26 protein-coding genes, 1 other RNA gene and 1 pseudogene are annotated in these 25,917 nt (G+C 42.7%); 1 reads left to right on the top strand and 27 read right to left on the bottom strand.

All coding sequences use genetic code 11. The features are described 5' to 3' along the window. Position 1: 1 nt before the first annotated feature. The 16 genes from ADI74_RS08195 to ADI74_RS08115 form a co-directional block, all read right to left on the bottom strand. Complete coding sequence (locus ADI74_RS08195) at positions 2-466, bottom strand: GNAT family N-acetyltransferase (protein WP_049538233.1); 465 nt, start codon at positions 464-466, stop codon at positions 2-4. 44 nt (positions 467-510) lie between these two features. Further along, entirely contained in the window at positions 511-1,062 is a 552-nt protein-coding gene (gene purN / locus ADI74_RS08190; RefSeq protein ID WP_049538231.1) for a phosphoribosylglycinamide formyltransferase, read from the bottom strand. Then, positions 1,059-2,081, bottom strand: a complete 1,023-nt coding sequence (gene purM / locus ADI74_RS08185) for a phosphoribosylformylglycinamidine cyclo-ligase (RefSeq protein WP_049538230.1) — start codon at positions 2,079-2,081, stop codon at positions 1,059-1,061. The genes purN and purM overlap by 4 nt, the downstream gene beginning before the upstream one ends. 209 nt (positions 2,082-2,290) lie before the next feature. Beyond that, entirely contained in the window at positions 2,291-3,733 is a 1,443-nt protein-coding gene (gene purF, locus ADI74_RS08180; protein WP_049538227.1) for an amidophosphoribosyltransferase, read from the bottom strand. A 94-nt stretch (positions 3,734-3,827) separates the two neighbouring features. Next, on the bottom strand, positions 3,828-7,553 hold the full coding sequence (locus ADI74_RS08175) for a phosphoribosylformylglycinamidine synthase (RefSeq protein WP_049538226.1): 3,726 nt from the start codon (positions 7,551-7,553) through the stop codon (positions 3,828-3,830). A gap of 56 nt (positions 7,554-7,609) precedes the next feature. Further along, positions 7,610-8,317 carry a phosphoribosylaminoimidazolesuccinocarboxamide synthase gene (gene purC, locus ADI74_RS08170; RefSeq protein ID WP_049538225.1) on the bottom strand — a complete coding sequence of 236 codons (708 nt, stop codon included), beginning with the start codon at positions 8,315-8,317 and terminating at the stop codon, positions 7,610-7,612. A 168-nt stretch (positions 8,318-8,485) separates the two neighbouring features. Beyond that, positions 8,486-9,835: a competence pheromone export protein ComB gene (gene comB, locus ADI74_RS08165; RefSeq protein WP_049538223.1), complete on the bottom strand. Its 1,350-nt coding sequence runs from the start codon at positions 9,833-9,835 to the stop codon at positions 8,486-8,488. A 12-nt stretch (positions 9,836-9,847) separates the two neighbouring features. Next, positions 9,848-12,001, bottom strand: a complete 2,154-nt coding sequence (gene comA / locus ADI74_RS08160) for a peptide cleavage/export ABC transporter ComA (RefSeq protein WP_049538221.1) — start codon at positions 11,999-12,001, stop codon at positions 9,848-9,850. Positions 12,002-12,166: 165 nt separating this feature from the next. After that, the gene (locus ADI74_RS11355) at positions 12,167-12,361 is read right to left on the bottom strand and encodes a hypothetical protein (protein ID WP_001080063.1); all 195 of its coding nucleotides are present in this window, start codon (positions 12,359-12,361) and stop codon (positions 12,167-12,169) included. Between the two features lie 208 nt (positions 12,362-12,569). After that, complete coding sequence (locus ADI74_RS08145) at positions 12,570-12,758, bottom strand: hypothetical protein (protein ID WP_049479242.1); 189 nt, start codon at positions 12,756-12,758, stop codon at positions 12,570-12,572. Positions 12,759-12,767: 9 nt separating this feature from the next. Continuing rightward, positions 12,768-12,935 (bottom strand): bacteriocin, encoded by a 168-nt coding sequence (locus ADI74_RS08140; protein ID WP_000415688.1) that lies wholly within the window; start codon positions 12,933-12,935, stop codon positions 12,768-12,770. Between the two features lie 17 nt (positions 12,936-12,952). Further along, positions 12,953-13,141, bottom strand: a complete 189-nt coding sequence (locus ADI74_RS08135; protein WP_000180817.1) for a class IIb bacteriocin, lactobin A/cerein 7B family — start codon at positions 13,139-13,141, stop codon at positions 12,953-12,955. A 447-nt stretch (positions 13,142-13,588) separates the two neighbouring features. Continuing rightward, positions 13,589-13,825, bottom strand: coding sequence for an acyl carrier protein (locus ADI74_RS08130; protein ID WP_049538219.1), 237 nt, complete (start codon positions 13,823-13,825; stop codon positions 13,589-13,591). 3 nt (positions 13,826-13,828) lie between these two features. Next, positions 13,829-14,821, bottom strand: coding sequence for a phosphate acyltransferase PlsX (plsX, locus tag ADI74_RS08125; protein ID WP_049538217.1), 993 nt, complete (start codon positions 14,819-14,821; stop codon positions 13,829-13,831). Continuing rightward, the gene (gene recO, locus ADI74_RS08120; RefSeq protein ID WP_049538216.1) at positions 14,818-15,588 is read right to left on the bottom strand and encodes a DNA repair protein RecO; all 771 of its coding nucleotides are present in this window, start codon (positions 15,586-15,588) and stop codon (positions 14,818-14,820) included. Before recO ends, plsX begins: the two co-directional genes overlap by 4 nt. Beyond that, positions 15,585-16,754: a pyridoxal phosphate-dependent aminotransferase gene (locus ADI74_RS08115; protein ID WP_049538213.1), complete on the bottom strand. Its 1,170-nt coding sequence runs from the start codon at positions 16,752-16,754 to the stop codon at positions 15,585-15,587. The genes recO and ADI74_RS08115 overlap by 4 nt, the downstream gene beginning before the upstream one ends. A 151-nt stretch (positions 16,755-16,905) precedes the next feature. Between ADI74_RS08115 and ADI74_RS08110 the strand changes: the two genes are divergently transcribed. Further along, positions 16,906-17,916 (top strand): YeiH family protein, encoded by a 1,011-nt coding sequence (locus tag ADI74_RS08110; RefSeq protein WP_049538212.1) that lies wholly within the window; start codon positions 16,906-16,908, stop codon positions 17,914-17,916. 26 nt (positions 17,917-17,942) lie between these two features. Here the strand turns inward: ADI74_RS08110 and ADI74_RS08105 are convergent, their stop codons facing one another. From ADI74_RS08105 to ADI74_RS11490, 11 genes and pseudogenes are all read right to left on the bottom strand, one after another. Next, entirely contained in the window at positions 17,943-18,380 is a 438-nt protein-coding gene (locus ADI74_RS08105) for a CoA-binding protein (RefSeq protein ID WP_049538209.1), read from the bottom strand. A gap of 120 nt (positions 18,381-18,500) precedes the next feature. After that, positions 18,501-19,469, bottom strand: a complete 969-nt coding sequence (locus ADI74_RS08100; protein ID WP_049538208.1) for a ribose-phosphate diphosphokinase — start codon at positions 19,467-19,469, stop codon at positions 18,501-18,503. Positions 19,470-19,683: 214 nt separating this feature from the next. After that, positions 19,684-20,178, bottom strand: coding sequence for a beta-class carbonic anhydrase (locus ADI74_RS08095; RefSeq protein WP_049538206.1), 495 nt, complete (start codon positions 20,176-20,178; stop codon positions 19,684-19,686). Positions 20,179-20,250: 72 nt separating this feature from the next. Continuing rightward, positions 20,251-21,612, bottom strand: a complete 1,362-nt coding sequence (gene radA, locus ADI74_RS08090) for a DNA repair protein RadA (RefSeq protein ID WP_080980388.1) — start codon at positions 21,610-21,612, stop codon at positions 20,251-20,253. Between the two features lie 13 nt (positions 21,613-21,625). Continuing rightward, entirely contained in the window at positions 21,626-22,141 is a 516-nt protein-coding gene (locus tag ADI74_RS08085) for a histidine phosphatase family protein (protein ID WP_049538204.1), read from the bottom strand. 1 nt (position 22,142) lies between these two features. After that, positions 22,143-22,586: a dUTP diphosphatase gene (locus ADI74_RS08080; RefSeq protein ID WP_049538203.1), complete on the bottom strand. Its 444-nt coding sequence runs from the start codon at positions 22,584-22,586 to the stop codon at positions 22,143-22,145. Positions 22,587-22,645: 59 nt separating this feature from the next. Then, positions 22,646-22,739: signal recognition particle sRNA small type (ffs, locus tag ADI74_RS10615), an RNA gene on the bottom strand. A gap of 32 nt (positions 22,740-22,771) precedes the next feature. Beyond that, positions 22,772-23,239, bottom strand: coding sequence for a tRNA adenosine(34) deaminase TadA (gene tadA / locus ADI74_RS08075; protein WP_049538202.1), 468 nt, complete (start codon positions 23,237-23,239; stop codon positions 22,772-22,774). A 199-nt stretch (positions 23,240-23,438) separates the two neighbouring features. Further along, entirely contained in the window at positions 23,439-24,725 is a 1,287-nt protein-coding gene (locus ADI74_RS08070) for an adenylosuccinate synthase (RefSeq protein WP_049538270.1), read from the bottom strand. A 245-nt stretch (positions 24,726-24,970) separates the two neighbouring features. After that, a complete protein-coding gene (gene comW, locus ADI74_RS11345; RefSeq protein WP_049538201.1) occupies positions 24,971-25,204 on the bottom strand; it encodes a sigma(X)-activator ComW in 234 nt (77 codons plus the stop codon). A 341-nt stretch (positions 25,205-25,545) separates the two neighbouring features. Then, positions 25,546-25,706, bottom strand: a pseudogene (locus ADI74_RS11490) (transposase); the annotation flags it as partial. Between the last annotated feature and the right edge of the window lie 211 nt (positions 25,707-25,917).

The raw sequence follows: 25,917 nt of genomic DNA, 5'->3' as shown, positions 1-25,917 counted from the left end.
TCTATTCCTCTTTCTTTAGATCCAAGCGCATAGCGACTTCGTTATTTTCTTCTATAAATCCTGTTTCCTGAAAACCCAGACTAGTCAACAGGTACTTCATTTTTTCATTTCCAACCACATAATCTGCGGTAATATGACTGCAAGCTCTATCCATCTGAGCCTCTTTGATTAGAACTTCCAAGGTTTTTCGACCATAACCTCTTCCTTGGTACTGCTGACCAATCATTATCCGCCAGATAAAGTATTCCGCTTCATCCTTGTCTATTTCCAGCAGGAGAAAGCCAACCACTTGCTTATCCCAATAGATTGCCATCGGAAACACATCTTCGTTTTTCCGGTAGAGCCATGCATCAGCTAAAGAGCGTACATTTGGAGCCACGAAACGTGCTCGTTCATCAGCTTCAGATATTTTCAAATCCAGCACTGCCTGAAAACTGCTCTCATCTACTAATTTCAGTTCAATCATTTTTTCTCCTAGTAAGATTGCGCAATCAAAACTTGATTTACTTCTTACCTTCTCTCCACTCCCAAGCTATCCAGCACCTCTGGATACAACTTGTACTCTGCTTCATGAATTCGAGCTTCAAAACTGTCAATGGTATCATCAGCTAGTCGTGGTACGCGTACTTGTTTAATAACCTTTCCTGTATCCACACCCGAGTCCACCCAGTGAATGGTCACGCCACTCTCAGTAACACCAGCATTCCAAGCATCCTCAATCCCATGAGCTCCTGGAAATTCTGGCAGGTAGGCTGGATGAATGTTGATGATACGACCTTCATAAGCTGCCAGTAAGGTTGGCCCAACGATTTTCATGTAGCCTGCTAGACAAACCAAGTCAATCTGGTGCTCTTCCAAAAGTTCGACAAGGGCTGCTTCGTAGTCTGCCTTGCTCTCAAACTCCTTGAGTTCAAAAGCGTAGGATAGAACGCCGAGCTTGTCTGCACGCTCGAGCACAAAGGCATCACGATGGTCTGAAAAGACAAACTCCACCGGAAATTCTTCGGCAATCACCTGAAAATTTGAGCCATTACCAGAGGCAAAAACCGCTATTTTTTTCATTTGATGATGACACTTTCGTTTTCTTTCTTGACGATGCGACCAATTTCATAGACTGGTTCATCCAGTAATTCCTTGACACGGTCTACATTTTCAGGACTAACTGCCAACATGAGCCCCACACCCATGTTGAAGATTTCAAACATTTCTTCGTGTTTGATTTGTCCATATTTTTCAAGAGCTTTGAAAATTGGAAGAACTGGAACCTTGCTTTCATCAATTTCAGCTGCCAAGTCATCCGCGAACATACGAGGGACATTTTCGATGAAACCACCACCTGTGATGTGGGCAATTCCATTGACCAATTCTTCTTTGATCAGTGGCAGAACAGCTTTAACGTAGATACGAGTTGGCTCCAAAAGAACGTCTTTAAGCTTTTTGCCTTCCAATTCTGGGAGGACTTCTTCACCTGTATAGTCGGCAAAGACACGACGGACGAGTGAGTAACCATTTGAGTGGATACCACTTGAGGCAACTCCGAGAAGAACATCGCCTTCTGCCACTTTTGAACCGTCAATGATTTGAGATTTTTCAGCCACACCGACTGCAAAACCAGCCAAATCGTAGTCATCTTCGCCATACATACCAGGCATTTCAGCCGTTTCCCCACCGATGAGGGCAGCGCCTGCCTTCACACAACCTTCTGCCACACCAGCAACGACTTGTTCTAGTTTAGCTGGTTCATTCTTGCCAGTCGCGACGTAGTCAAGGAAGTAAAGAGGCTCCGCACCTGCAGCGATGATGTCATTAACACACATGGCCACACAGTCCTGCCCGATGGTATCGTGCTTGTCATACTTGATTGCCAGCATGAGCTTGGTTCCGACACCATCGGTCCCTGAGATCAAGACCGGCTCTTTGACACCTGTTTTTGAGAGGTCAAACATGCCACCGAAACCACCAAGAGCTCCCATGACACCCGCACGCTCCGTGCGAGCCACGTGCTTTTTGATCCGCTCAACAACTTCATAACCCGCTTCAACATCCACACCCGACTGGGCATACGCATTTTTATTTGCCATTTTATTTTTCCTTTTCTTTGAGAAGATTGCGACGTATTTTTAGATAAACAATTATTTTATCTAAAAATACTAGTCAGGGCTCTAGCTTTGGTCCCATAAGACAAAGCGTCTACTGACAAATGCTTTAGCTTTTAGTCAGTAGCGAGACGTGGAGCATAAGCATTTTTATTTGTCATCTTCTCTTCCTTTCATGGAGAGTCTTTATCCGTCTATTTGTAAAAACTGGTCTTATCCCCCAAGCTTCTACGATATTCTTCCTCATAGTCGTAGAGAGGAGTTGGGTAGTCGCCGTCAAAGTAAGCGACACAGAGACCACCGTTTGGCGCATCTGTTTCGATGCCGATAGAATCAATCAAGCCATCAATCGAAAGATAGGTCAGACTATCCGCACCAATGATTTGGCGAGTTTCTTCGACCGTATGATTGGCCGCAATCAGCTCCTGACGCGTCTGGATATCAATCCCGTAAAAACATGGATAAGCTAGCGCTGGACTACCAATAGCAACATGAACCTCAGACGCACCTGCTTCTTTCAAAAGCTGAACGATACGGCGAGAGGTCGTCCCACGAACAATGGAATCATCCACCATCACCACACGTTTGCCCTTGACAACGCCCGAAACAGCAGACAGTTTCATCCGCACCCCTTGCTCCCGCAATTCTTGAGTCGGTTGGATAAAGGTGCGTTGGGTGTATTGGTTTTTGATCAGACCCATTTCATTTGGCAGACCAGATTCTTCTGCAAATCCCATAGCTGCGCTGAGCGAGGAATTTGGCACACCGACCACGATATCCGCTTCGTGCTTGAATTCACGCGCTAATTGAGCCCCCATACGTTTGCGAGCTGTATGGACATTAACACCATGGATATTAGAGTCAGGACGGGCAAAATAGATATACTCCATAGAGCAAATCGCCAACTGGGTATCATTCGTATAGCTATCGTACTGAATCCCATTGTCATCTACGATTACAATCTCTCCTGGTTTTACATCGCGAATCCACTCAGCACCAATGACTTCAAAAGCACAGGTTTCTGACGAAACCACCACCGCTCCGTTGGCCATTTTCCCAATAGAAAGTGGACGGAAACCATTAGGATCAAGCGCAGCAATCAACTTGTCCTCAAACAGCAGGATATAAGCAAATCCACCTTTTACAAGGCTGAGCGCCTCCTTGATTTTGCCCATCAAGTTCGGATTGTGACTCCGACGAATGAGGTGTGCCAAGATTTCCGAGTCCGAAGTTGAACTGAAAATAGCCCCTCTTTGTTCCAATTCTTGCTTGAGCGATTCTGCATTGGTCAAGTTTCCGTTATGAGCAAGTCCAAACTGCATATCATGAAAGCGAAAGAGGAAGGGCTGGATGTTATCCACAGAAGCTTCGCCAGCAGTCGCATAACGCACATGCCCAATCGCGCTTGCTCCAGTCAGTTTATCCAAATTAGCTGGATTTCTGAACACTTCTGATAAAAGCCCCATATCACGATGACGCTTCAAGTTCCCCTGATCATTGGAGAGGATTCCCGCCCCCTCTTGACCACGGTGCTGAAGACTGTGGAGACCAAAATAGGTTAATTTAGCAGCATCTGGATGCCCCCAGATACCGAAAACACCACATTCTTCATTAAGAGATTTTACTTCGTATGTCATTTTTTTATACCTAATTTTTATTTGTGTAGCACCAAGAGCTAAATCTACATGACTTTTACATTACTGATACTATCTATTAGAAAATCTGTAAGTCTTATTTCCCAGTAAAGTATTTAACCGCCGACGCAAACAGGTGCTGGTCTTTATTTCCTGGGATGTTTTGGAAAAGACCGTCTTCATAACGTTCTGAGTGTCCCATTTTACCGATGATTTGACCATTCTTGCTGGTAATTCCTTCGATGGCATTTACAGAACCATTTGGATTGTACTTAGAATCCATGCTTGGTTTGCCGTCAAAGTCAACGTATTGGCTGAAAATTTGTCCATTATCACGGAGCTCTGCAAATTCCTCGGCCGTCACGACAAACTTCCCTTCACCGTGCGATACTGGAATGGCGTGGATATCACCCACTTGCACTCCAGCCAACCATGGCGAGTTGGTATTGGCAATACGAGTTTCCACCATCTTCGCTACGTGCTGGTTGGCATCATTGTAGAAGAGGGTTGGGCTAGTACTAGTAGCATCCTCAAAGTTCCCATATGGAAGAAGACCTGATTTGACGAGGGCTTGGAATCCATTACAGATACCAATAATTAAACCACCACGAGCGATAAAGCTATCAATAGCTACACGCACTTTTTCGTTAAGCAGGATGTTGACGATAAACTTAGCTGATCCATCTGGCTCATCCGCAGCTGAGAAACCGCCCGCAAAGAAGAGAATGTTTGCCTTGCCGATATTGTCAACCATGGTTTCAACTGACTTGACAATAGCCTCTTCATTCAAGGTCACGAATGGCACCAAGTTGACCTCAGCCCCTTCTTTTTCGAAGGCTTTGGCTGAGTCATATTCTGAGTTAGTTCCTGGGAAGACTGGGATGTAAACCACAGGTTTTTCAATAGTTTCCTTGGCTTTGATGACTGCGTCAGAAGCGACAGCTGGAACTGCTTTCAGTTCAGTTGCTTGGGCAAATTCAGTTGGGTAAACTTCTTCCAGTTTTCCTTGGAAGGCACTGTCAAGTTTCTGTCCATCTAGCTTCACACCGTTGACAACGAGTGTAAAGTCTGCTTTTGTTTGTCCAATTTTCTCTACTCCAGTAATTTCTTCAGCCGAGGTGAAGATAAATCCACCCAATTGAGCTGTCAAAGCTGTCTCAAGTTCAGGCAAGGTTACCTCTGCACCGATATGATTCCCAAAAGTAGCAAGAGCCAAGCTTTCAAGGACACCACCATATTTGACAGCTGATGCAGATGTCACTTTGTGATCAGCTTGGATGGCTTCAAACTTGGCAAAGTTAGACTTGATAAGATCAAAGTCAATCTCTTGTGCCAAGGCTTGACCTGGGATGTAGTAGATGTTTTCACCAGCAGTCTTGAACTCAGGAGAGAGCACCTTACGGCTATCTGCTGTCGTTACCCCAAAGGCAACCAAGGTTGGTGGTACCGTCAATTCTTCAAAAGTACCAGACATAGAGTCCTTACCACCGATAGATGGCAAGCCAAGTTGGATTTGTGCTTCGATAGAGCCTAGAAGAGCTGCTACTGGCTGACCAAAACGCTCTGCTTGCTTATCCATCCGCTCGAAGTACTCTTGGTAAGAGAAACGAGCCTTGGACCAGTTGGCACCAATAGCCACCAAACGAGCAGTCGCTTCGATAACCGCATAAGCAGCACCGTGATATGGAGACCATTCAGCTAGATAAGGGTTGAACCCTTGAGCCATGACAGACGCAGTATGAGTCACTCCATGTTGAACTGGCAATTTCTGAACAGAAGCTTCAGTTGGTGTGAGTTGATAGCGACCACCAAGTGGGTGATTGACCGTTGAACGACCGACCGAGCAGTCAAAGATGGTCTGCAAGCCTTTTTGACTCGCATGGTTGAGGTCAGATAGAACTGAAAGGGTATCTGCTTCAAGGGTTTCTGCACTTGTTTTACGCTCTTCTGGAAGCTTGACATCCTTGTCTACCACCTTGGCATCGACAACCACGCGCACACCGTTTGTATCAAGGAAACGGCGTTCCAAGTCAACAATCGTTTCACCATTCCAGTGCATGACAAGATTTGGTTTTTCAGTCACTGTTGCCACAACAACCGCGTCAATATTTTCTTTGTTACATTCTGCAACGAAGGCATCTACATCCTCAGGACGAACCACCACAGCCATCCGTTCTTGTGATTCAGAGATGGTAATTTCTGTACCATTCAAACCTTGGTATTTAAGAGGAACCTTGTTGAGGTCGATTTCAAGACCGTCTGCCAATTCACCGATGGCCACACAGACACCACCAGCACCAAAGTCGTTGGATTTCTTGATAAGACGAGTGACATCCCCATTACGGAAGAGGCGTTGAATCTTGCGTTCTTCGATGGCATTCCCTTTTTGAACCTCAGCTCCAGCAGTCTCTACAGACTCAACTGTTTGAACCTTAGAAGAACCTGTCGCACCACCGACACCATCACGTCCAGTCTTGCCACCGAGCAGGATAATGACATCTCCTGCTTCCGGTTTTTCACGGACAACATTGCCCTTGGGAGCTGCACCAACAACGGCACCAAGCTCCATACGTTTAGCAACAAAGCCTGGGTGGAAGTATTCACGAACGTAGGTCGTCGCAAGCCCAATTTGATTCCCGTACGAAGAATAACCATGAGCCGCTGTTTTAGAAATCACTTGTTGTGGCAATTTACCAGCGCGAGTTTCTGAAATCGGTGCTGTAATATCTCCAGCACCCGAAATCCGCATAGCTTGATAAACGTATGAACGACCTGACAATGGGTCACGAATAGCTCCACCGATACAGGTTGCAGCCCCACCAAATGGTTCGATTTCTGTTGGGTGATTGTGGGTTTCATTTTTAAACATGAGAAGCCAAGGTTCCTTGACACCATCAACGTCCACTTCGATTTCAACCGAGCAGGCATTGATTTCGTCAGACACTTCCATGTCGTCCAAACGCCCATTAGCACGCTCATAACGACCGAAAATAGTCGCCATATCCATCAAGGTTTGTGGTTTCTCCGAACGGCCCAACTCCTCGCGCATAGCGATATATTTGTCGTAGGTCGCCTGCAATTGTTTTTGGAATTTAGAAGCTGAGAAATCAATCTGCTTCAACTCAGTCTCAAAAGTCGTGTGACGACAATGGTCAGACCAGTAAGTGTCCAAGACCTTGAGCTCTGTTTCCGTCGGCACACGCCCGATTGACTTGAAGTAGTCTTGGATAAAGAGCAAATCATCCACTTCCATGGCCATCCCTTGCTCGGCCTTGTAGCGGGCAAAGTCTTCTGCTGTATAGCTTTCAAAGAAAGTCAATTTCGGAATGGTCTTGTCTGACTCTGAAAATTCCTGCTTGGCAATGCCTGTCGTGATATCCTTGAAACGAGAATCCACTGGATTGAGCAGGTAGTTCTTGACCGCTTCCAACTCAGTCGCATCAATATCTTTATTAACCAAGTACAATTGTGCTGTGTTGACCGTCACGTCACTCGAACTTCCCAGCAAAAGCAAGGCTTCCTGTGAAGAAGCTGCACGCTGGTCAAACTGTCCTGGCAAACTTTCGATAGCAAAGAAAGCATAGTTCTCAAGATCAGCCTTAACCTCAGCTTCATCCAAAACAGTATCGGTCACTTGCTCAGAGAAGATATGTTTTTCTGCAGGCGCAAACAAGTTCTCTGCCAAATCAAAGACATCATAAACCTGCACGATGCGAATACTTTTCAGGCTTGAAAGTCCCAAGTTGTGCTGGAGCTCCCTTACCAAACTCTCTGACTTGACCTGAAAATCAGCCTTTTTTTCAACAAAAATACGTTTATCCATCAATCCTTATTCCTTTATTTCAGCTCTTGCAATTTTTCCAAATGACCTTAAAGATGTTATTTTAAACCTTGCAACTTTTCCCAGACAATCTCGTAGACATCGGTTAATTCACCTAGACCCCGACGGAAAACATCCTTATCCATGTGGTTACCGTCAGCGTCCCAAAGTCGGCAGTTATCTGGCGAAAATTCGTCTGCCAAGATAATCTTACCATCCTTATCAAAACCGAACTCTAGCTTAAAGTCAATCAATTTAAGACCAATCTCAGCAAACCAGGCTTTCAAGAGCTCATTGATACGACGCGTTTCTTCCTTCAAGTAGGCAATCTGCTGGTCATCCGCAATTTTAAGGAATTTCACATGCTCGTCATTGATAAAGGGATCATCCAAATCATCATTTTTATAGTAAAATTCGACAATCGGAGTCTCAAATGCGATACCTTCTTCTACGCCAAAACGTTTTGAAAAGGAACCAGCCGTATAGTTGCGAAGCACAACTTCCAAAGGAATAATCTCCACCTTTTTATTGAGTTGCTCTGTATCTGAAAGCTTATCCACAAAGTGAGTCGCTACACCAGCAGCATTTAACTTTTCAAAAATAAAAGATGAAATCTGATTATTCAAGACTCCTTTACCCGCAATCTGCTCCTTCTTGACACCATTGAAAGCAGTCGCCTGGTCCTTGTAAGTTGAAATAATGAGATTTTCATCCTCAGTTGTATAGATATCCTTGGCTTTTCCCGAATAGATCAATTTTTTTGACATTTTAAAGTTCGCCTTTCGTATTACTTGAGCACATTCTACCACAAAACAAACAAAAATTCAAGATTTTTACGAACTATTAACAAAATAGCGCTTGTTGCGTAAAGAAAAAACTGCAAAACACCTTTGTCTTACAGTTTTTCAATCAGTTATCTCGAAAAAAGACGAACATTATTCTCTGTTCAAAAATTGATCCCAATAATAGCGCAAATAGCTTTTCTTCCCTGTGATTAGCGTCAAACGCCCTTCTGAACCATAGCGAAGACTTTCTGCCTGTTCAGGAGTCAGACTGGTCTCCGCCTCTATTTTAAAGAAATTGCCCTTTTCAGTCTTGGTAGCTGTCGCATCAATATTCGTAATCGCAGAAACAAGAACGAGCTCTTTATTGGCATCCTTGCTTGTAGTGAAACGAACAGAATCACCGACCTTGAGCCTTGCAACATCTTTTGAACTAAGATAAGCCGTGAGTTTAGTTTTACCTTCTTTTTCCAAGGCTGGGTAGAGTTGAGCGAGCAGGCTCCCTTCTGCAACCATCGTAGATTCACTGGTCTCAGGATTAAGGTGAATCACCCCATCCTCACTTGCTGTAATTTTCCCCTTGTCCAGCAAACCTCCTTGGACTTTCTTACCCGACTCTGCCTCCAAAATTTTCTGATCCAAAAGGGTTAATTCCTGACCGACTTTGACTAGGTGCTGAGATTTGAGCGATTCCAGTTGACTATCTAGTCCCGTTGCGTAGGCTTGTTGAGCTCCAGAACCCGCATACTGCACACGATAAGTAGCTAAACTAGACTCTAGCTGGGCAATTTGTGCATCCACCTGTGCAATAACTTGCGATTTAGCTTGCGAATCATCTCCAGCTTGGTTTTTATAAGTCTGATAAAATGAGTAGGCTGCATTTTGACTATCCAGTTGATCTCCTTTTTCAATCGCCGACTTAGCTGTTTTGTAATCTCGGATTTTATCCTCTGTTTGGCTGATAAGGTTGCCAATCTCAGCCTGACTCTGACTTGCGGCTGCATTTTGAGAAGAGATGCTGGCATTTTGTTGAGAAACATTGCTCCTAAGACTACTAGCTTGGCTGAGATAGTCTCGAAACATCTCCTGATATCCAAACTTATCCGCCTCTGGAAATTGATCACTCCCCTCTTTCAAACTGGATTGCAAATAACCCAACTGCTTTTTTTGATCCTTTAACATCTCCAATTGACTGGCGTATGCTTCAGCTTGAACAGCTTCCGCCCCCTGCTGGTACTCAACGAGTAAATCCCCCTGCTTGACCAGTTTATTTTCTTCCAGATAATTTGCCACAATCCGTTGATTGCTAGTCGACTGGATGTTGGCAATGATCCGACTAGGTTCGACAGTAGCTCTAGTAGACAAACTAATCTCTTTCTCAGCAAAGACTGCAAATCCAAACAGAAACACGAGCAGAAGCGACATAGGTAAAATCACCCGACTGGAAAAATTATGGTAACGACGATGGTAAAACTCCGCACTTTCTAAAAATTCTGGTTTCATCTTCTCCTCTTTCTAGCTATTGACCAAATGGGCGTAAAATTCACCTCGGGCAAGCAAGTCTGCATGGTTGCCTTCTTCGACAATCTTGCCCTGATCCAAGACAACAACCTTCTCTGTTCGCTCAGCAATGGTCAAGCGGTGGGCGATGAAAATAAGGGTCTTGTCTAGTGTCATGAGATTATCGACAATCCGCTTTTCTGTCAAGATATCCAGACTACTAGTTGCCTCGTCCAATATCAGAACAGGCGCATCCGTTAAAAGGGCACGCGCCAAAGCGATTCGTTGTCGTTGCCCCCCAGAAATACCTGCCCCATCCGAAGTCAATTCTGTCTGATAATTCAGTGGCATGCGCTCTATATCCTCCCGAATCTCTGCCAATTCAACTGCCCGTAAGATATCCTCCTGAGTCGTCCCCTCCTTGGCTCCAAGGAGCAGATTCTCCAAAATCGTTCCGTTAAAGACATAGGGCTGTTGAGGCAGATAGTTGATGTACTGGCGCAGGGCCTTTTTATCAATCTGATTAAGATTGACACCACCTAGACTAATCTCCCCTTGACTTGGGTCGTAAAAATTAACCATCATCTTGGCTAAGGTAGTCTTGCCTGACCCTGAAATCCCCACAAAAGCCATCTTAGACCCTTGCGGAATGGTCAAATTGATATCCGACAAGACGTCACGACCATAGCCATACTTGTAGTGAACCTGCTTAAAGGTCATATCTCCCTTCATCATGCTCAAATCTTCTACCGTTTTCTTCTCCTCAAACTCCGAAGCTACTAGATAAACCTCATTTAAGCGATTATTGGCAACCTGCGCTGTCTGAAGTTTGGTTTGTAGGTTGATAATATTTTCCAAAGGATTGGTAAAGTAAACGAGCAGGGTGTTATAAGTGATCAGCTGGCCCAAACTCATTTTCCCATCCATAACAAGAATGGCTCCTAGCCAGAGAACGGCAACATTGAGCAGAAGCTGGGCAACTTTTTTCAGTGCCTTTTGCTGGCTTTCTGCCCGACTATAGGTAAAGGATTTTTTCAGATAAGCCACAAATTCCTTGTCAATCTTTTGATAGCGCAAACTTTCACTGGTCAAAGACTTAATGGTCTCAATACCGTTGATGTCCTCGATGATAGAAGAAGACAGAACCGCATTGGCTTCCATGGTATCCCGATTCATCTTTTCAAAAGGCTTCATAAAAACAAAGATAATCACTGTATAGATGGGAAGCGCAAGCAGACTAATGAAAAAGAGTGTCATATTTTGTGAAAATAAGACAAGCGAGATAATCAAAATCGTCGACACATCTAGGAAAATCGAAAGAATGGTCGACGCCAACGCATCGATGATACTGTTGGCATCTGTAAAACGAGATACGATTTCTCCTGTCCTGCGTGTCGCGAAAAAGGACATCGGCAGATGAAAAACATGCTTGATGTAGGACAAAATCACATCAATGGACAACCGTTGACCCAGAACAAGTAAGAGGTATTCCTGCGCATAAGACAAAATCTGCTGGAGGATATAGACGATAACCAGCCCAATAGAGATAATACCCAGTGTCGAGCGCATCTGGTCTGGTACGTAACTGTCAATGATAGACTGCAGATAATAAGAACCTACAATGTTAATCAGGGTCACCAAGAGTGTCGCTAGGACGATATTGGCAATTAAGCCACGTTGTTTGAATAATATTGGCAAGAAGGATAGGAGTCCCTGTTTTTTCTCCTTATGGGGTTTATAGTCTGGAGATGGCGCCATAAAGAGACTGACCCCTGTCCATTCTTGCGCAAAACGCTCACGGGAAATCTTGGTCAGCTTAACACTGGGATCTGGATCGGCGATATGAATGTGCTTTTTATCCTGACCTGTCACCACATAGTAGTGGAGCAGCTTCCCTTCCTTGAGCACATGGGCCACAAAGGGAAAGGTCAAATCTGGCAAGTCAAAGAGCGTCATATCCGCCTTGATAGCACGCGTCTCAAAGCCAAGCTCCTCTGCTACCTTTACAACACCCAAAGCAGTCGTCCCATCCATAGTCGTCTTGGCCAACTCTCGTAGATGAGCCAAGGAGTAATAACTACCGTAGTAGCCAAAGACCATAGCCAAGGAAGCCACGCCACAATCCATCTGATCCACCTGGGGACGATAGTGTCTTTTCCCAAATTTCATATCTATCTCCTTTTTTCTAACAATCTCTTAAAAACTTTGTAAGATTATTTTAACCAAACGAAGAAGAAATAAGGGAATTGTTTCTGAAAAAACAATATCCACGCCTAAACAGCACTTTTTGTCAAAGAAAAGAGGCAGAACAAGAGTCCTGCCTAAAATATTCAATTACAGAGATTTCTTACATTTCCCACTTCTTTTGTGAATAGTGTATAAAACGATAAACGCAAACACCGGGGGCACCATATAACTATTTTCACTCATTGTTACTTGAAATCCAAGAGTTGCTAGTATCCCAAAGATGAAAATATTCATCAAAAATAGGAAAGTGAATAGTAGAACATATTTTACAATCCTATTCATTCTATTCTCCTTTTCTTTCTCCTTGGCCCCGACACAGTAAAATAAAAACCACTAAAAACAAGGAAATCGTAGGTAGATTTATTTTGTTTACGTTAGCCACGATTCTAATAATTAGATAAGCCATCGAGCTAAATAATACAGTGGTCTCTGGCCAAGTGTTTCCTAGTAATTGAACAACTTTCATCTCAAACTCCAATCTGATGGTCCATCAATTCCCAATCGTACTTTCTTTTGTTTTGTACTTGTATCCTACATAAAACAGACCAAGCAGAATTGGATAGGTTTCTGGATAAAACAGGGTATTGATCGGATTTTTCACAATCATATACGTTGCGATATAAAGAATGATCGATACGACAAAATACCCCTCAGCAAATCCTAATAAGATTTTTTTCATAGCAGACTCCTATTTACCTGAAAAGAGTGCTCGAGTTGTTAAAATAGCTCCACCTGTATATACAAATCCTTTTACAAAACCGACTGCCACAGGGATAAGAAGGGGAAAGGCTCCCCCTTGAATTTCCTGCAAGTCCGTATCAGTCATTGTTTCAAATTCTAAAATAGATTTTTCCATATCATCTCCTCCTTCTATTACCATCTACCCGTCACATAATTATAACCTGCAATTCCTACTGCAGTAATTCCACCAGCAATTTTAGCTGCTGTCACAGGATTAGCAATCACCCAAGCTACAATCGGCCATGCTCCCCCATCCACATCCATCAACTCTTCTTCAGTAAGAGCTACAAAGTTCTGTTCCATTTTGTCAAAGTTTGTCATCTTTTTTCTCCTTATTTTTTCTATATATTTAATCTTTAACCTCTAAGCCACTTAAATAGCCAGATTGGGTAAATTACTGAAATCATTTTCTTCTCTCCTTCCTTTTCTTCTCACTTATCTATTCGAGAAGTGATTTAAAATGAACAGGTAAATTTCATTTATTTTAAATACCATTTGATCAACCATGGCAATAAGATTGGTAAATACATCGCGTAGTCTCCTTCCTTTTCTTCTTACCTATCTATTCGAAAAACAATTCGAAAATGAGCAACTTATTCATTTTTATTTTAAAAACCACTTAATGAACCAGGGATAAAAACCGGTAACATACATAAACGTTCCTCCTTTTTCTTTCTCGTCTCTTTATTCGCAATTTCTACTAAAAATTTTAACGTTTTTCTTTTTTCTGCAAATAAAAAAACAACATGACTTGCATGTTGCTTTTGGCTATATTTTACCTTTAATGGTTTCAATTACATCTGTTACACTTTGAAGATGGTCAATTTCCTCATCGCTGATTTCGATTCCAAATTCATCTTCTAGCGTCAAGACGAACTCCATCAAGTCCACTGAGTCTGCATCAAGATCGTCCTTCAAACTCAAGGCTTCTGTTACGACAAAGTTTTCTCCCTGTCTTTCTTGGATAATGGTCACGATACGGTCAAAAATTTCTTTGTTTATCATCTGTTATTCTCCTGAAAATTCACGCGCAGTTTGAGCAACTACGTCTGTTTCTAGCATGGTACGAATCTGACGAATCGTACTGTACACAGCCTTGGCATCACTTGAGCCATGAGTCTTGACCACAGGTGCCTTGACACCAAACAAGACCGCTCCTCCAACATCTGAATAGTTGAGTTGTTTTTTCAAACCTCTGAGACTATCTTTAAGGAGAAGAGCACCTAGTTTAGCTCGAAGACCGCCACCTGTAATAGCTGTCTTGAGCAAGCCCATGATTCCCATAGCTGTCCCTTCGATAGATTTGAGCACTGCGTTTCCCGTGAAACCATCTGTCACGACAACATCCGCAACGCCATTCATTAGATCACGCGCTTCTACGTTTCCGATAAAGTTCAAACTTTCATCAGCTACTAGCAATTCGTAAGTTTCCTTACGAAGCGGGTCTCCCTTGCTGCTTTCTGTTCCGTTGTTGAGCAAACCAACACGTGGTTTTGCAATCCCGCGAACATTCTTGGCATAGAAGGAACCTAGGACAGCGTATTGATGGAGGTGTTGGGCAGTGTTTTCCGCATTGGCACCGAGGTCAAGCATATCAAAGCCTTTTCCATCTATAGTTGGCAATGTTGACATAAGTCCAGGTCGGTCGACATTCTTGATACGACCCACGATGAAGAATCCTGCTGCCAACAAGGCACCTGTATTTCCTGCGGAAAGAACAGCATCTGCCTCTCCCTCTTTGACTGCCTTAGCCGCCAATATCATGCTGGCATTTTTCTTCTTACGGATAGCTTTTGTCGGCTCATCGTCTGAATCAATTTTCTCATCTGTATGGATGATGCTGACACGCTCTGCGGCTGTTAGATATTGCTTGATTTTGCTTTCATCTCCGTAAAGTTGAATCTCAATATCTGAAAAGTCAGCTAGGGCTTGATTGACACCCTCAACGATGGCTTGGGGTGCATAATCGCCCCCCATAGCATCTACTGCGATTTTTTTCATTTGTCTTCCTCTTTTAGTAATTGTCCCCAGTCGGCTAGGGAATCAATGAATTTTTTTGATTTTAGGTGAATCCCAACGTACTCTTCATAGATTTGATCCATAAACTTGCGCAAGTCTTGCTTGATTTCAGGCTTGAGTGAAATGGTCTCCAAGGTCTCAAAATCAATAGCCTGAAATTGATTGAGCAGATAAGGGATGTTGGGATTCAGATGACAACGTTTCTCGTCCTCATGATAATGATCTGGACAGAGGCAGGCTCCATATTTGAAAGAAAAGTCAAAGGCCTGACCTACGCGGTGACAAAAGACACACTCATTAAAATTGAGCCCAATTCCAAATCGGGTCAAGATTTGAATTTCAAAAATATTGGTCAAAACCTGATAATCTAAACCTTCTTCCATCAACTCTAGAGTCTTTCTCAAGAAGGCAAACAAGGGAGCATCCTGCTGATTATCCTGCAAACTAGCATCTGCAAGAGCCGCAACATAAGTCGCATAAGCCATGACAAAGAGGTCGCTATTGATTTTGGGAAAGGTCATCACCTCATGATAGTCCTCGATGTAGCTAAGGCCGTCATCATTGATTCGCAAGAGAAAACGAGCTAGTACCAAGGGCTGAATAACCGGAGCTAATTTGGATTGACCAGCGTGTTTGACAAAAAACATGCGCTTCCCAGCCTGCTCGGTGAAGATTTTGACTAGCTTATCATCCTCCCGAAAGTTACGATTGTAGAGTACGAGACCTTGACTCGTTATAGACTGGATCATGCTTCTCTCATGTACTCCTCAAGTCGTTTCATGGCCTCCCTGATTATTTCCATGCTGGCTGCATAAGAAATGCGGATATAGCCTTCTCCGTAGCGACCAAAGGCAGCACCTGGAATAAAGGCAACAGCCTTCTTCTGGGCAAAATCCTTGAGAAAAGCAAAGGAATCTTGATTATAGCCTGCTGGAATCTTAGCAAAGATATAGAAGGCACCGTCTGGTTTGATAATTTCAAAGCCAAGATCAGTCATCTTCTCGATAATATAATCTCGACGCTGGATGTATTCCTTCTTCATAGGCTCTGCGTCGTTTTTACCAGCGGTCAAGGCTTCTACTGCAGCATGTTGGGCCATGGTGTTTGCCGCAGTAACCAAATATTGGTGACTCTTGATTAACTGAGCTGTGAAAGCTGCAGGAGCAAAGATAAAGCCTAAACGCCAACCTGTCATGGCATGAGACTTAGATAAGCCATTGATAATAATAGCCTGATCTCTCAGCATAGTTCCCAATGATACATGATTTTCCCCTGTATAGGTCAATTCTGAATAGACCTCATCACAGACCACAAAAATATCGTATTTACGCAAAACAGCAGCTAAATCTTCCAACTGCTCCCGATTATAGGTAATCCCTGTCGGATTAGCTGGATAATTAAGAATAACCGCTTTGAGCTTGTCACCTTGCTCCAAAATTGCCTTTTCCAACATTTCAGGAGTCAAGACAAAACCATTTTCAGTTGTATCAATCTCGACAATCTCTGCCCCAACTAGGTTGACAATAGGCTCATATCCTGGATAAGCAGGAGCTGGCAAAAGAACCTTGTCTCCTTCTTCCAAGATAGCTGTCAAAGTAGCAGATAAAGCCTCTGTCGCTCCGATAGTAACCAAGATTTCATTTTCAGGATTGTAGTCCAACTGGTATTTTTCTTTTACAAAATCACTAGCTGCCTGGCGCAAGGTCAGTAAACCGCTCATCCCTGTATAGTAGGACTGGTTCTGGTCAATCGCTCGCTTGGCCGCCTCCTTGACATGATCTGGCGTTGTAAAGTCAGGCTCTCCCAAGGTCAAACGCAGAACTCCAGGGATCTCTGAAATGGCCTGATCAAACTGACGAATCAAGGACACTTGAATCTTATCTAATTGTTTATTAAAGCGCTTGGTTAAGTCCATAGATACCCCCTTACTTACAGAACATAGTACTATTATACTACAAAAGCTCCCTGACCGCAAAATTACATTTTGAGTTAATCCTTTCTGTTTTCTATTTTACTTTTCTGATGGATAAGCTTATAATAAAAAGTGCTTATTTTCGGAGGTTTATATGTCATTTTTATCAAAAAATGGAGCAGGAATCTTGGCCTGCCTTCTCATTTCTATCATATCCTGGTACTTAGGAGGTTTCTTTCCTGTCGTCGGAGCACCTGTCTTTGCGATTTTTGCGGGGATGCTCCTCCATCCTTTTCTCTCTTCCTACAAGCAACTGGATGCTGGCTTGACCTTTAGTTCCAAGAAATTACTTCAATATGCCGTTATTTTGCTCGGTTTTGGTCTCAATATCTCGCAAGTATTCGCAGTCGGGCAATCTTCGCTCCCTGTTATCCTCTCCACCATTTCGATTTCCTTGATTGTAGCCTACCTCTTCCAGCGCTTTTTTGCTTTGAATACTAAACTGGCTACCTTGATTGGAGTGGGGTCTTCGATTTGTGGTGGTTCTGCCATTGCTGCGACAGCACCCGTTATCCATGCCAAGGAAAAAGAAGTTGCCCAAGCCATTTCCGTTATCTTTTTCTTCAATGTCTTAGCGGCGCTTATCTTTCCAACTCTAGGAACCTGGCTTCACCTATCAAATGAAGGTTTCGCCCTCTTTGCAGGAACTGCGGTCAATGATACTTCTTCTGTAACGGCCACAGCCAGCGCATGGGACAGTCTTTACCAAACCAATACCCTTGAGTCTGCAACTATTGTTAAACTCACACGCACCCTTGCCATTATTCCTATCACGCTCTTTCTCTCCTACTGGCAAAGTCGCCAACAAAAAAATAGCCAAGGTTTCCAACTAAAAAAAGTCTTCCCACTTTTTATCCTTTACTTTATCTTGGCTTCTCTCTTAACGACTCTCCTTACCTCTCTCGGTGTGTCCGGTAGTATCTTTACCCCTCTTAAGCAACTCTCCAAATTCCTTATCGTCATGGCCATGAGCGCTATCGGTCTCAAAACCAATCTCATTGGATTGATCAAATCCAGCGGCAAGTCCATTCTTCTCGGAGGCCTTTGCTGGATTGCCATCATCTTAACCAGCCTAGGCATGCAGGCATTGATTGGTATTTTCTAAGACAAAAGGTAGCCCATGGCTACCTTTTATTGTTCAAGAATTAAGCGTGTGTGTTCTCTCTTGATACAGCGATTCATTACGATGTCGTCGCATCCTCCAGCACGCAAGATTTCTTCTGCTTCTAGGCTTTCAAGTCCCAGTTGTGCCCAAAAAATCTTGGCATCAGCCTTGAGAAAATCACGCGCCACATCTGGCAAAAACTCACTACGACGGTATACATTGACAATATCTACAGGAAAAGGAATCTCAGCTAGGCTTGCATAGGCCTTTTCTCCCAAGATTTCGCCACCTGCAGCCTTGGGATTGACTGGAATGATTTTATAGCCCCGAGCCTGCATTTCCTTAGTCACTCGATTGCTAGTTGTTTCTTCACGATCGGACAAGCCTACTACTGCTAACGTTTTACTGGTTGCAAGATACTGACGTACCACACCATCACTTGGATTGATAAATTCTTGGCTCATAGAAATCCTCCTTTTCCATCAGTATAACATATTTTGAAAAGGCTTGCAGTTTTTGACTACAAAAAATCTCCCAGCAAGAAAAGAAACCTGCTAGGAGAACGATCTATTTCAAGTGAAAGTTTAGATTTTTTTCTCAATACTAAATAATGGAGAAAGAGGGCGTTTTTCGTGGATACGTACAATGGCATCTCCCAAGAGATGAGCAATAGAGATTTGCTCAATCTTATCAATCAAACGCTCTTCTGGCAAGTAGATGGTATCCAAAACAACCAATTTTTCAATAGCTGATTTTTGGATATTATCCATAGCTGGCCCTGAAAGAACTGGGTGCGTACAGCTTGCATAAACTTCAACAGCACCTGCTTCAGCAAGAGCGTCTGCCGCATGACAAATAGTTCCAGCTGTATCGATCATATCGTCAATCAAGATACAAGTCTTGCCTTCGACCTTACCGATGATGTTCATCACCTCGCTGGTATTCATCTTGTCTACACTACGGCGTTTGTCAATAATTGCAATCGGAGTTTTCAAAAACTCTGCCAATTTACGAGCACGAGTCACACCACCATGGTCTGGACTGACAACAACATAGTCTTGCCCAACCATTCCACGACGTTCAAAGTAGTCCGCAATCAATGGAGCACCCATCAAGTGATCCACAGGAATATCAAAGAATCCCTGAATCTGTGCAGCGTGCAAATCAATCGTCAACAAACGATCCACACCAGCCACTTCTAGCATATTTGCCACAAGTTTTGCAGTGATTGGCTCACGCGCTCTCGCTTTTCTATCCTGACGTGCGTAACCATAGTAAGGCATAACAACGTTGACAGATTCTGCACTAGCCCGCTTCAAGGCATCTACCATGATCAAAATTTCGAGCAGATTGTCATTTACAGGTGAGCTCGTTGATTGTAGGATAAAGACGTGTTTTCCACGGATTGATTCTTCGATATTGACCTGAATCTCCCCATCTGAAAATTGGCGAACAGTCGATTTCCCCAACTCTATCCCAATCTCTTGCGCCACACGCTCTGCCAATTCTCTATTTGAAGAAAGGGCAAACAGCTTTAAATCAGAAAAAGACATGATTTCCTCCGGTATTTATGTATCACTTGTTTTTTACACAACATTTTCCATCTACCATTGTAGCGCTTTTTCCTTTATTTTTCAATCAAAAATAAAACAAGAGCAAACATTTATACCCTTGTTTTTTACTATTTTATATTAGCTATATTAAAAATAAAATCGCTACATTTGAAGTAGCAATCTTATGCTAGGATTAGAATTCTGCAAGATGAAGTTAGTATACTTCTCTCATACTCCCTGTATCCACATCATAGACAGCACCTGAAATAACCACATCATCAGGAATCAGTGGAGATTCTCGAAGTAACTGCATATCCTCTCTCACACTCTCTTCAACATCCTGGAATGGTAGAAAATTCTGATCAGACACATCAACTCCGAGCTCGTGTTTCAAATGTTCATGAAAACTTTCATTTTGAAAGGTTTGAGCTCCACAGTCTGTATGGTGAAGCACCACGATTTCTCTTGTCCCCATTTGTTGCTGGGAAATCACCAGTGAACGAATCATGTCCTCCGTTACTCGACCACCCGCATTCCGCAAGATATGAGCATCCCCAAGGGCCAAACCTAGAGCTTGCGCAACGTGTAGACGTGAGTCCATACAGGTCACGATAGCTACTCTGGTTTTGGGTTTAAGTGGCAGATTTAACTGCCCATGAAGAGCAACATAAGCCTGGTTGGCTTGCATAAACTGTTCAAAATACGACACGATTTCCCCCTTAAAAATTTGATAATCAAATATTTCTCCTATCTTATCATTTTTGAGAGGATTTGTCACAGATTAAGCAAAGACCATTTTAAGAACTTCCTGGATAGTTGTCACGCCAATGACCTGAATTTCTTGAGGTGGTTTAATGCCTGTCAAGGAATTTTTGGGTACATAAATTTTTGTAAATCCAAGTTTAGCAGCTTCATTGATGCGCTGCTCGATACGATTCACACGTCGAATCTCTCCAGTCAAACCTAACTCTCCTACAAAGCATTCTTGAGGATTGGTTGGCTTGTCTTTATAGCTCGAAGCAATAGCCACTGCAACAGCTAAATCAATAGCAGGTTCATCCAATTTGACACCACCAGCAGATTTGAGATAGGCATCCTGATTTTGCAAGAGAAGCCCTGCACGTTTTTCCAAAACAGCCATAATCAAACTCGCACGATTAAAATCAAGCCCTGTCGTCGTACGCTTGGCATTTCCAAACATGGTCGGTGTCACCAAGGCTTGAACCTCCGCCAAAATCGGACGCGTCCCTTCCATAGTTACCACGATTGATGAACCAGTGGCCCCATCCAAACGCTCTTCTAGGAAAACTTGACTCGGATTGAGCACCTCAACCAAGCCACCTGACTGCATCTCAAAGATGCCAATCTCATTAGTGGACCCAAAACGGTTTTTGACTGCTCTCAAGATACGGAAGGTATGGTGGCGTTCCCCTTCAAAGTAAAGCACCGTATCTACCATATGCTCCAACATACGCGGACCAGCCAGAGTACCTTCCTTGGTCACATGCCCTACGATAAAGATGGCAATGTTATTAGTCTTGGCCAGCTGCATGAGCTCAGCAGTTACTTCGCGCACCTGAGACACAGACCCCTGCACCCCTGAAATCTCAGGAGACATAATAGTCTGGATGGAGTCGATGATGAGAAAGTCAGGTTGGATACGCTCTACCTCAGCTCGAACACTCTGCATATTGGTCTCTGCATAGAGATAAAACTCGCTATCAATATCCCCCAAGCGCTCTGCTCGTAACTTAATCTGCTGGGCAGACTCCTCCCCACTGACATAGAGAACCGTACCCAATTGAGACAACTGAGTTGAAACTTGTAGGAGAAGGGTTGATTTCCCAATCCCAGGATCCCCACCGATAAGGACGAGACTCCCTGGTACCACTCCGCCTCCAAGCACACGGTTAAATTCCTCCATCTCGGTCTTGGTTCGATTGACATTGATAGACGTTACTTCAGCCAGTTTCATAGGCTTGGTTTTTTCACCTGTCAAGGACACACGCGCATTCTTAACCTCGACAACCTCGATCTCTTCTATAAAAGACGACCAAGCTCCACAGTTTGGACAGCGTCCTAGATACTTAGGTGAATTATATTCACAATTTTGACACACAAATGTCGCTTTTTTCTTTGCGATGATAAACCTCTTTCTAAATCTCTACCTCACACTCAATTACTTGGCAAAAATCAATCTTCTCGTCTGGTACAAATTGGCGCATGAGCATTCGATGAGCTACCACTAGCACTGTCTGGTAGTCTCGGTACTTTATCATAGTTTCCAAAAAACGCGCCTTCATCTCCGCAGCTGTCTCATATTGAATAGGACTATTAGAAAGCAACTCCCCCTTGTTTTCTAAAAACAGAGTACGTGCTTTTTCAAAATTCTCTATACCACTTTCGTAAACCTGCCATTCATGCAATAAGGGTTCTACTCTCAAAGGAAGGCCAGTAGCACGAACCACATAAGATGCAGTTTCTAAAGCCCTAGTTACTGCAGAAGACACCAGTATATCAGCTGGGCCAAGCAAAGGATTTCGGCAAAGTTCTTTAGCTTGCAGTCTTCCTTCCTCAGATAAGGGAGCGAGGTCCATCCCAAAACCTGTATAAGAACGGTTTTCTAGTTCACGATAATCCGGCTCTCCATGACGTACAAATATAATTTTCATCTTAGTGCCCTGTCGATCCAAATCCACCTGTCCGAACACCGTCTGCCTCGTCTCCATCCGCAATTAAGAAAGGCGCAAAGACAGCCTGAACCACACGTTCCCCAACTTCAAGAACCACTCCCTGATCAGTAATGTTTTTCATCTGCGCAAAGATATGTCCCTCATTTCCAGGATTTCCATAATAATCCCCATCAATAACCCCCACAGAGTTGATCAAGACTAGACCCTTCTTACGAGGGTTTGAAGAACGGTCATAAAGATAGAGGACCTCAGTTGGTTGCATATAGGCCTTGACCCCTGTTGGGACGAGAACAATCTCTCCTGGCGCGATCACCGTACGTTCCGCAACCTTTAAGTCATAGCCAGCTGCATGAGCTGTCTCACGCTTAGGCAACAAATTTTCATCTGTAAAACTCGAAACCAATTCAAAACCACGAATTTTCATATTTTTCTCTTTTCTATTATCATTTATTCTAGGCTATTTTATCTTATTTATTCGAAAAAAGCACGAAAAAAGAGCACACAATTCACATCGCTTAGGGCTGCTGGATTCCTCCCCTGACCCGCTTCACGCAGAACTGTTGCTCCACTATTTATTATACCACATTCCTCTCTGTTTTTAAAGAGAAATTATTTTTTCCGTCGATTTCGGAAAAAGTCCTGTATAATCGCTGCACACTCACTCTCCAAAACTCCCGTTTCAACCTCTACACGATGATTGAGACGCTCATCTGTCAAGATGTCGTAAAGACTCCCAGCGGCGCCAAATTTCTGATTCTTAGCCCCGTAGACTACGTTTGGAATACGGGCAAGCCCGATTGCCCCACTACACATCACACAGGGCTCTATGGTCACAAAAAGGGTGCAATCTAGTAAACGCCAGCTCTCTTCACTCAGATTTGCATTCTCTATGGCCATGATTTCTGCATGCATAACCGCCCGTTGCAACTCCTCGCGCGCATTATGCCCCCTACCAATGATTTCTCCATCCTTGACAATCACACAGCCAATTGGAATTTCATCGTGTTCTAGAGCAATTTCTGCCTCTTTCAAGGCCTCTCTCATGAAGCTTTCTTTTTCTTCAACTGTATAATTCATCGATTTTTCCTTTTCCTACTTGACGATTCTATTATTATATCATGATTCCCAAGACAAAAAAAGCCACCCAATGGGGTGACTTAATAGGGAGATTATTATGAAAAAGAAAAGTTTAGGATTTTGCTACAACAAGTTAGGAGGTCTTCTTGTAACTGTCTATAGTATACCCGACTTCTCTTAAACTAATCTTAAAAATTTCCTATGACCAAACACTTTCTAAAATATTAGTTTGTTCACGACCAGGACCTACTGAGAATGTTGAGATGCGAACACCAACCAACTCACTTACACGACGAACATAGTTACGCGCATTTTCAGGAAGATCTTCTAAATTACGGACTCCAGTGATGTCTTCTGACCAACCTGGCAATTCCTCATAGATAGGCTCGCAACGTTTCAACTGTTCAAGGCTAGCTGGATAGTAGTCGATACGTTGTCCATCAAGATCATAGGCCACACAAATTTTCACTGTATCCAAACCACTCAAAACATCAATAGAGTTCAATGAAAGATTGGTAATACCAGATACACGACGACTATGGCGCATCACAACTGAGTCAAACCAACCCACACGACGTGGACGACCAGTTGTTGTACCATATTCATGACCTACTTCACGAATACGATCTCCCACTTCATCAAATAATTCCGTTGGGAAAGGTCCGTCACCTACACGACTCGTATAGGCTTTACATACACCTACAACCTTGTCAATCTTACTTGGACCAACACCAGACCCAATTGTCACACCACCAGCGACAGGATTTGAAGAAGTAACAAATGGATAAGTCCCTTGGTCAATGTCCAACATGACACCTTGCGCACCTTCAAAAAGCACACGTTTTCCATTATCAAGCGCATCGTTCAAGATAACGGACGTATCTGTCACATACTGCTTGATTTGTTGGCCATACTCATAGTACTCTTCAAAAATATCATCAATTGAAATAGGAGTACTGTCATACAATTTTTCAAACAGACGATTCTTTTCCGCAAGATTGCGTTCCAAGCGTTCACGGAAAATATCCTTATCCAAAAGATCTGCAATACGAATCCCAACACGAGCAGCTTTATCCATATAGGCTGGGCCAATACCCTTGATAGTTGTCCCGATTTTATTGTCGCCCTTAGCTTCTTCTTGTAGACGGTCTAATTCAATGTGATATGGCAAAATGACATGCGCACGGTCCGAAATGCGCAAATTATCTGTTATCACACCTTCCTCATGAAGATAACTCAACTCTTTCACAAGGGATTTTGGATTCACAACCATCCCATTCCCGATGACAGAGATCTTTTCAGGGAAGAAAATACCTGACGGAATCAAGTGCAACTTAAATTTCTTGCCATCAATAACAATTGTGTGACCAGCATTATCACCACCTTGATAACGAGCAATCACTTCTGCATTAGCTGAAAGAAAATCTGTAATTTTCCCTTTACCTTCATCACCCCACTGGGTACCTACAACAACAACTGAAGTCATAATAAAATTCGTCTGAGCTACTAGGAGCTCGTCCTTTCTCATATACATGGCAGGAATTTCACCTGCAATTATATCTTACAATTTATTATAAGAAAAAAACACTATTTTATCAAGAAGAAACACTAGAAAAGATTTGGAATTTCTGTAAATTATAAAAATCAAATCCTTATATTTTAAATAAAATCCTTAAATTCACAAACTAAATACTCATTATCGTTCGTGATAAATGAAATATATGACCCTTACTAGTTTAGGATAGCACCTTCTTGAAGGAATTTATCAAGATACAAGCGATATGCCGTCTGAAAATGATATAAATTAAAGTCTTTAACGCTTGTAATTCTAAATCTTATCAAGTAATAAAGTAAAAAACGAAGATGAAGTGATTCCCACTCAGCACAACTCTGCCCTAAAGAAGCATATTCTTGTTCAACTAATTTCAAAAAAACAAATGCTCGATCATAAAAATTTTGAAGCATATAAAAAATCCCTTTCTTATTATTAACACTAGTCTAACAAAAATAAGGACTAAAAAAGCTTCAAATCCTATAAAAGTAGAATTTGAAGCCAAACGAACTAAAAATAAAATATAAAGACATTTATAGATGCAAAAATTAAGTTTTGAATTTTGAGAAGTTTACTTCATTTATAAAATCATAACCCCTCGTCTAAAAAATAGTTTGCACTAGGGAATATAAGGTCAAATTATCAGCCAGTACCTACAGATGATAGCTTTCACGTTGTTTTAGACTCATTGCTCTTTACTTACCACTATCCCTGAAGGAATCCTCTCTACATATTCAAGGATCAGGTGACCCTATATAATCTCAATATCCTTATAATTTCACAAACCATGAAATATTTCTCCTAGACTACTTCGATATGGATTATAGATAACTTTTCGTCAGTACTTAGGACTAAATACAATGTGATACTTACAGTGCCACTTTGTTTTTGATAACTATGAGCCTTTTGTACCATGGTTTCTCCTTTTACTCTACAATTAGCTTGAAGACCTTGTATAAACAACAACGCTCACTCGCATAGCGGGTAGTTATTTATCTCACTTCTTTAAGTGTAAGACGGACTAATAGTAACATAAGAAAAAAGAACACCACCCGGTGTTCTTTTGATCTGACTCCGCCAGTAGGACTCGAACCTACGACATCATGATTAACAGTCATGCGCTACT

Origin of the sequence: Streptococcus pseudopneumoniae, assembly GCF_001074565.1 — a bacterium.
Lineage (GTDB): Bacteria > Bacillota > Bacilli > Lactobacillales > Streptococcaceae > Streptococcus > Streptococcus pseudopneumoniae_J.
Note: the sequence above shows the minus strand (reverse complement) of the source record. Positions and strands in the feature narration are given on the sequence as shown.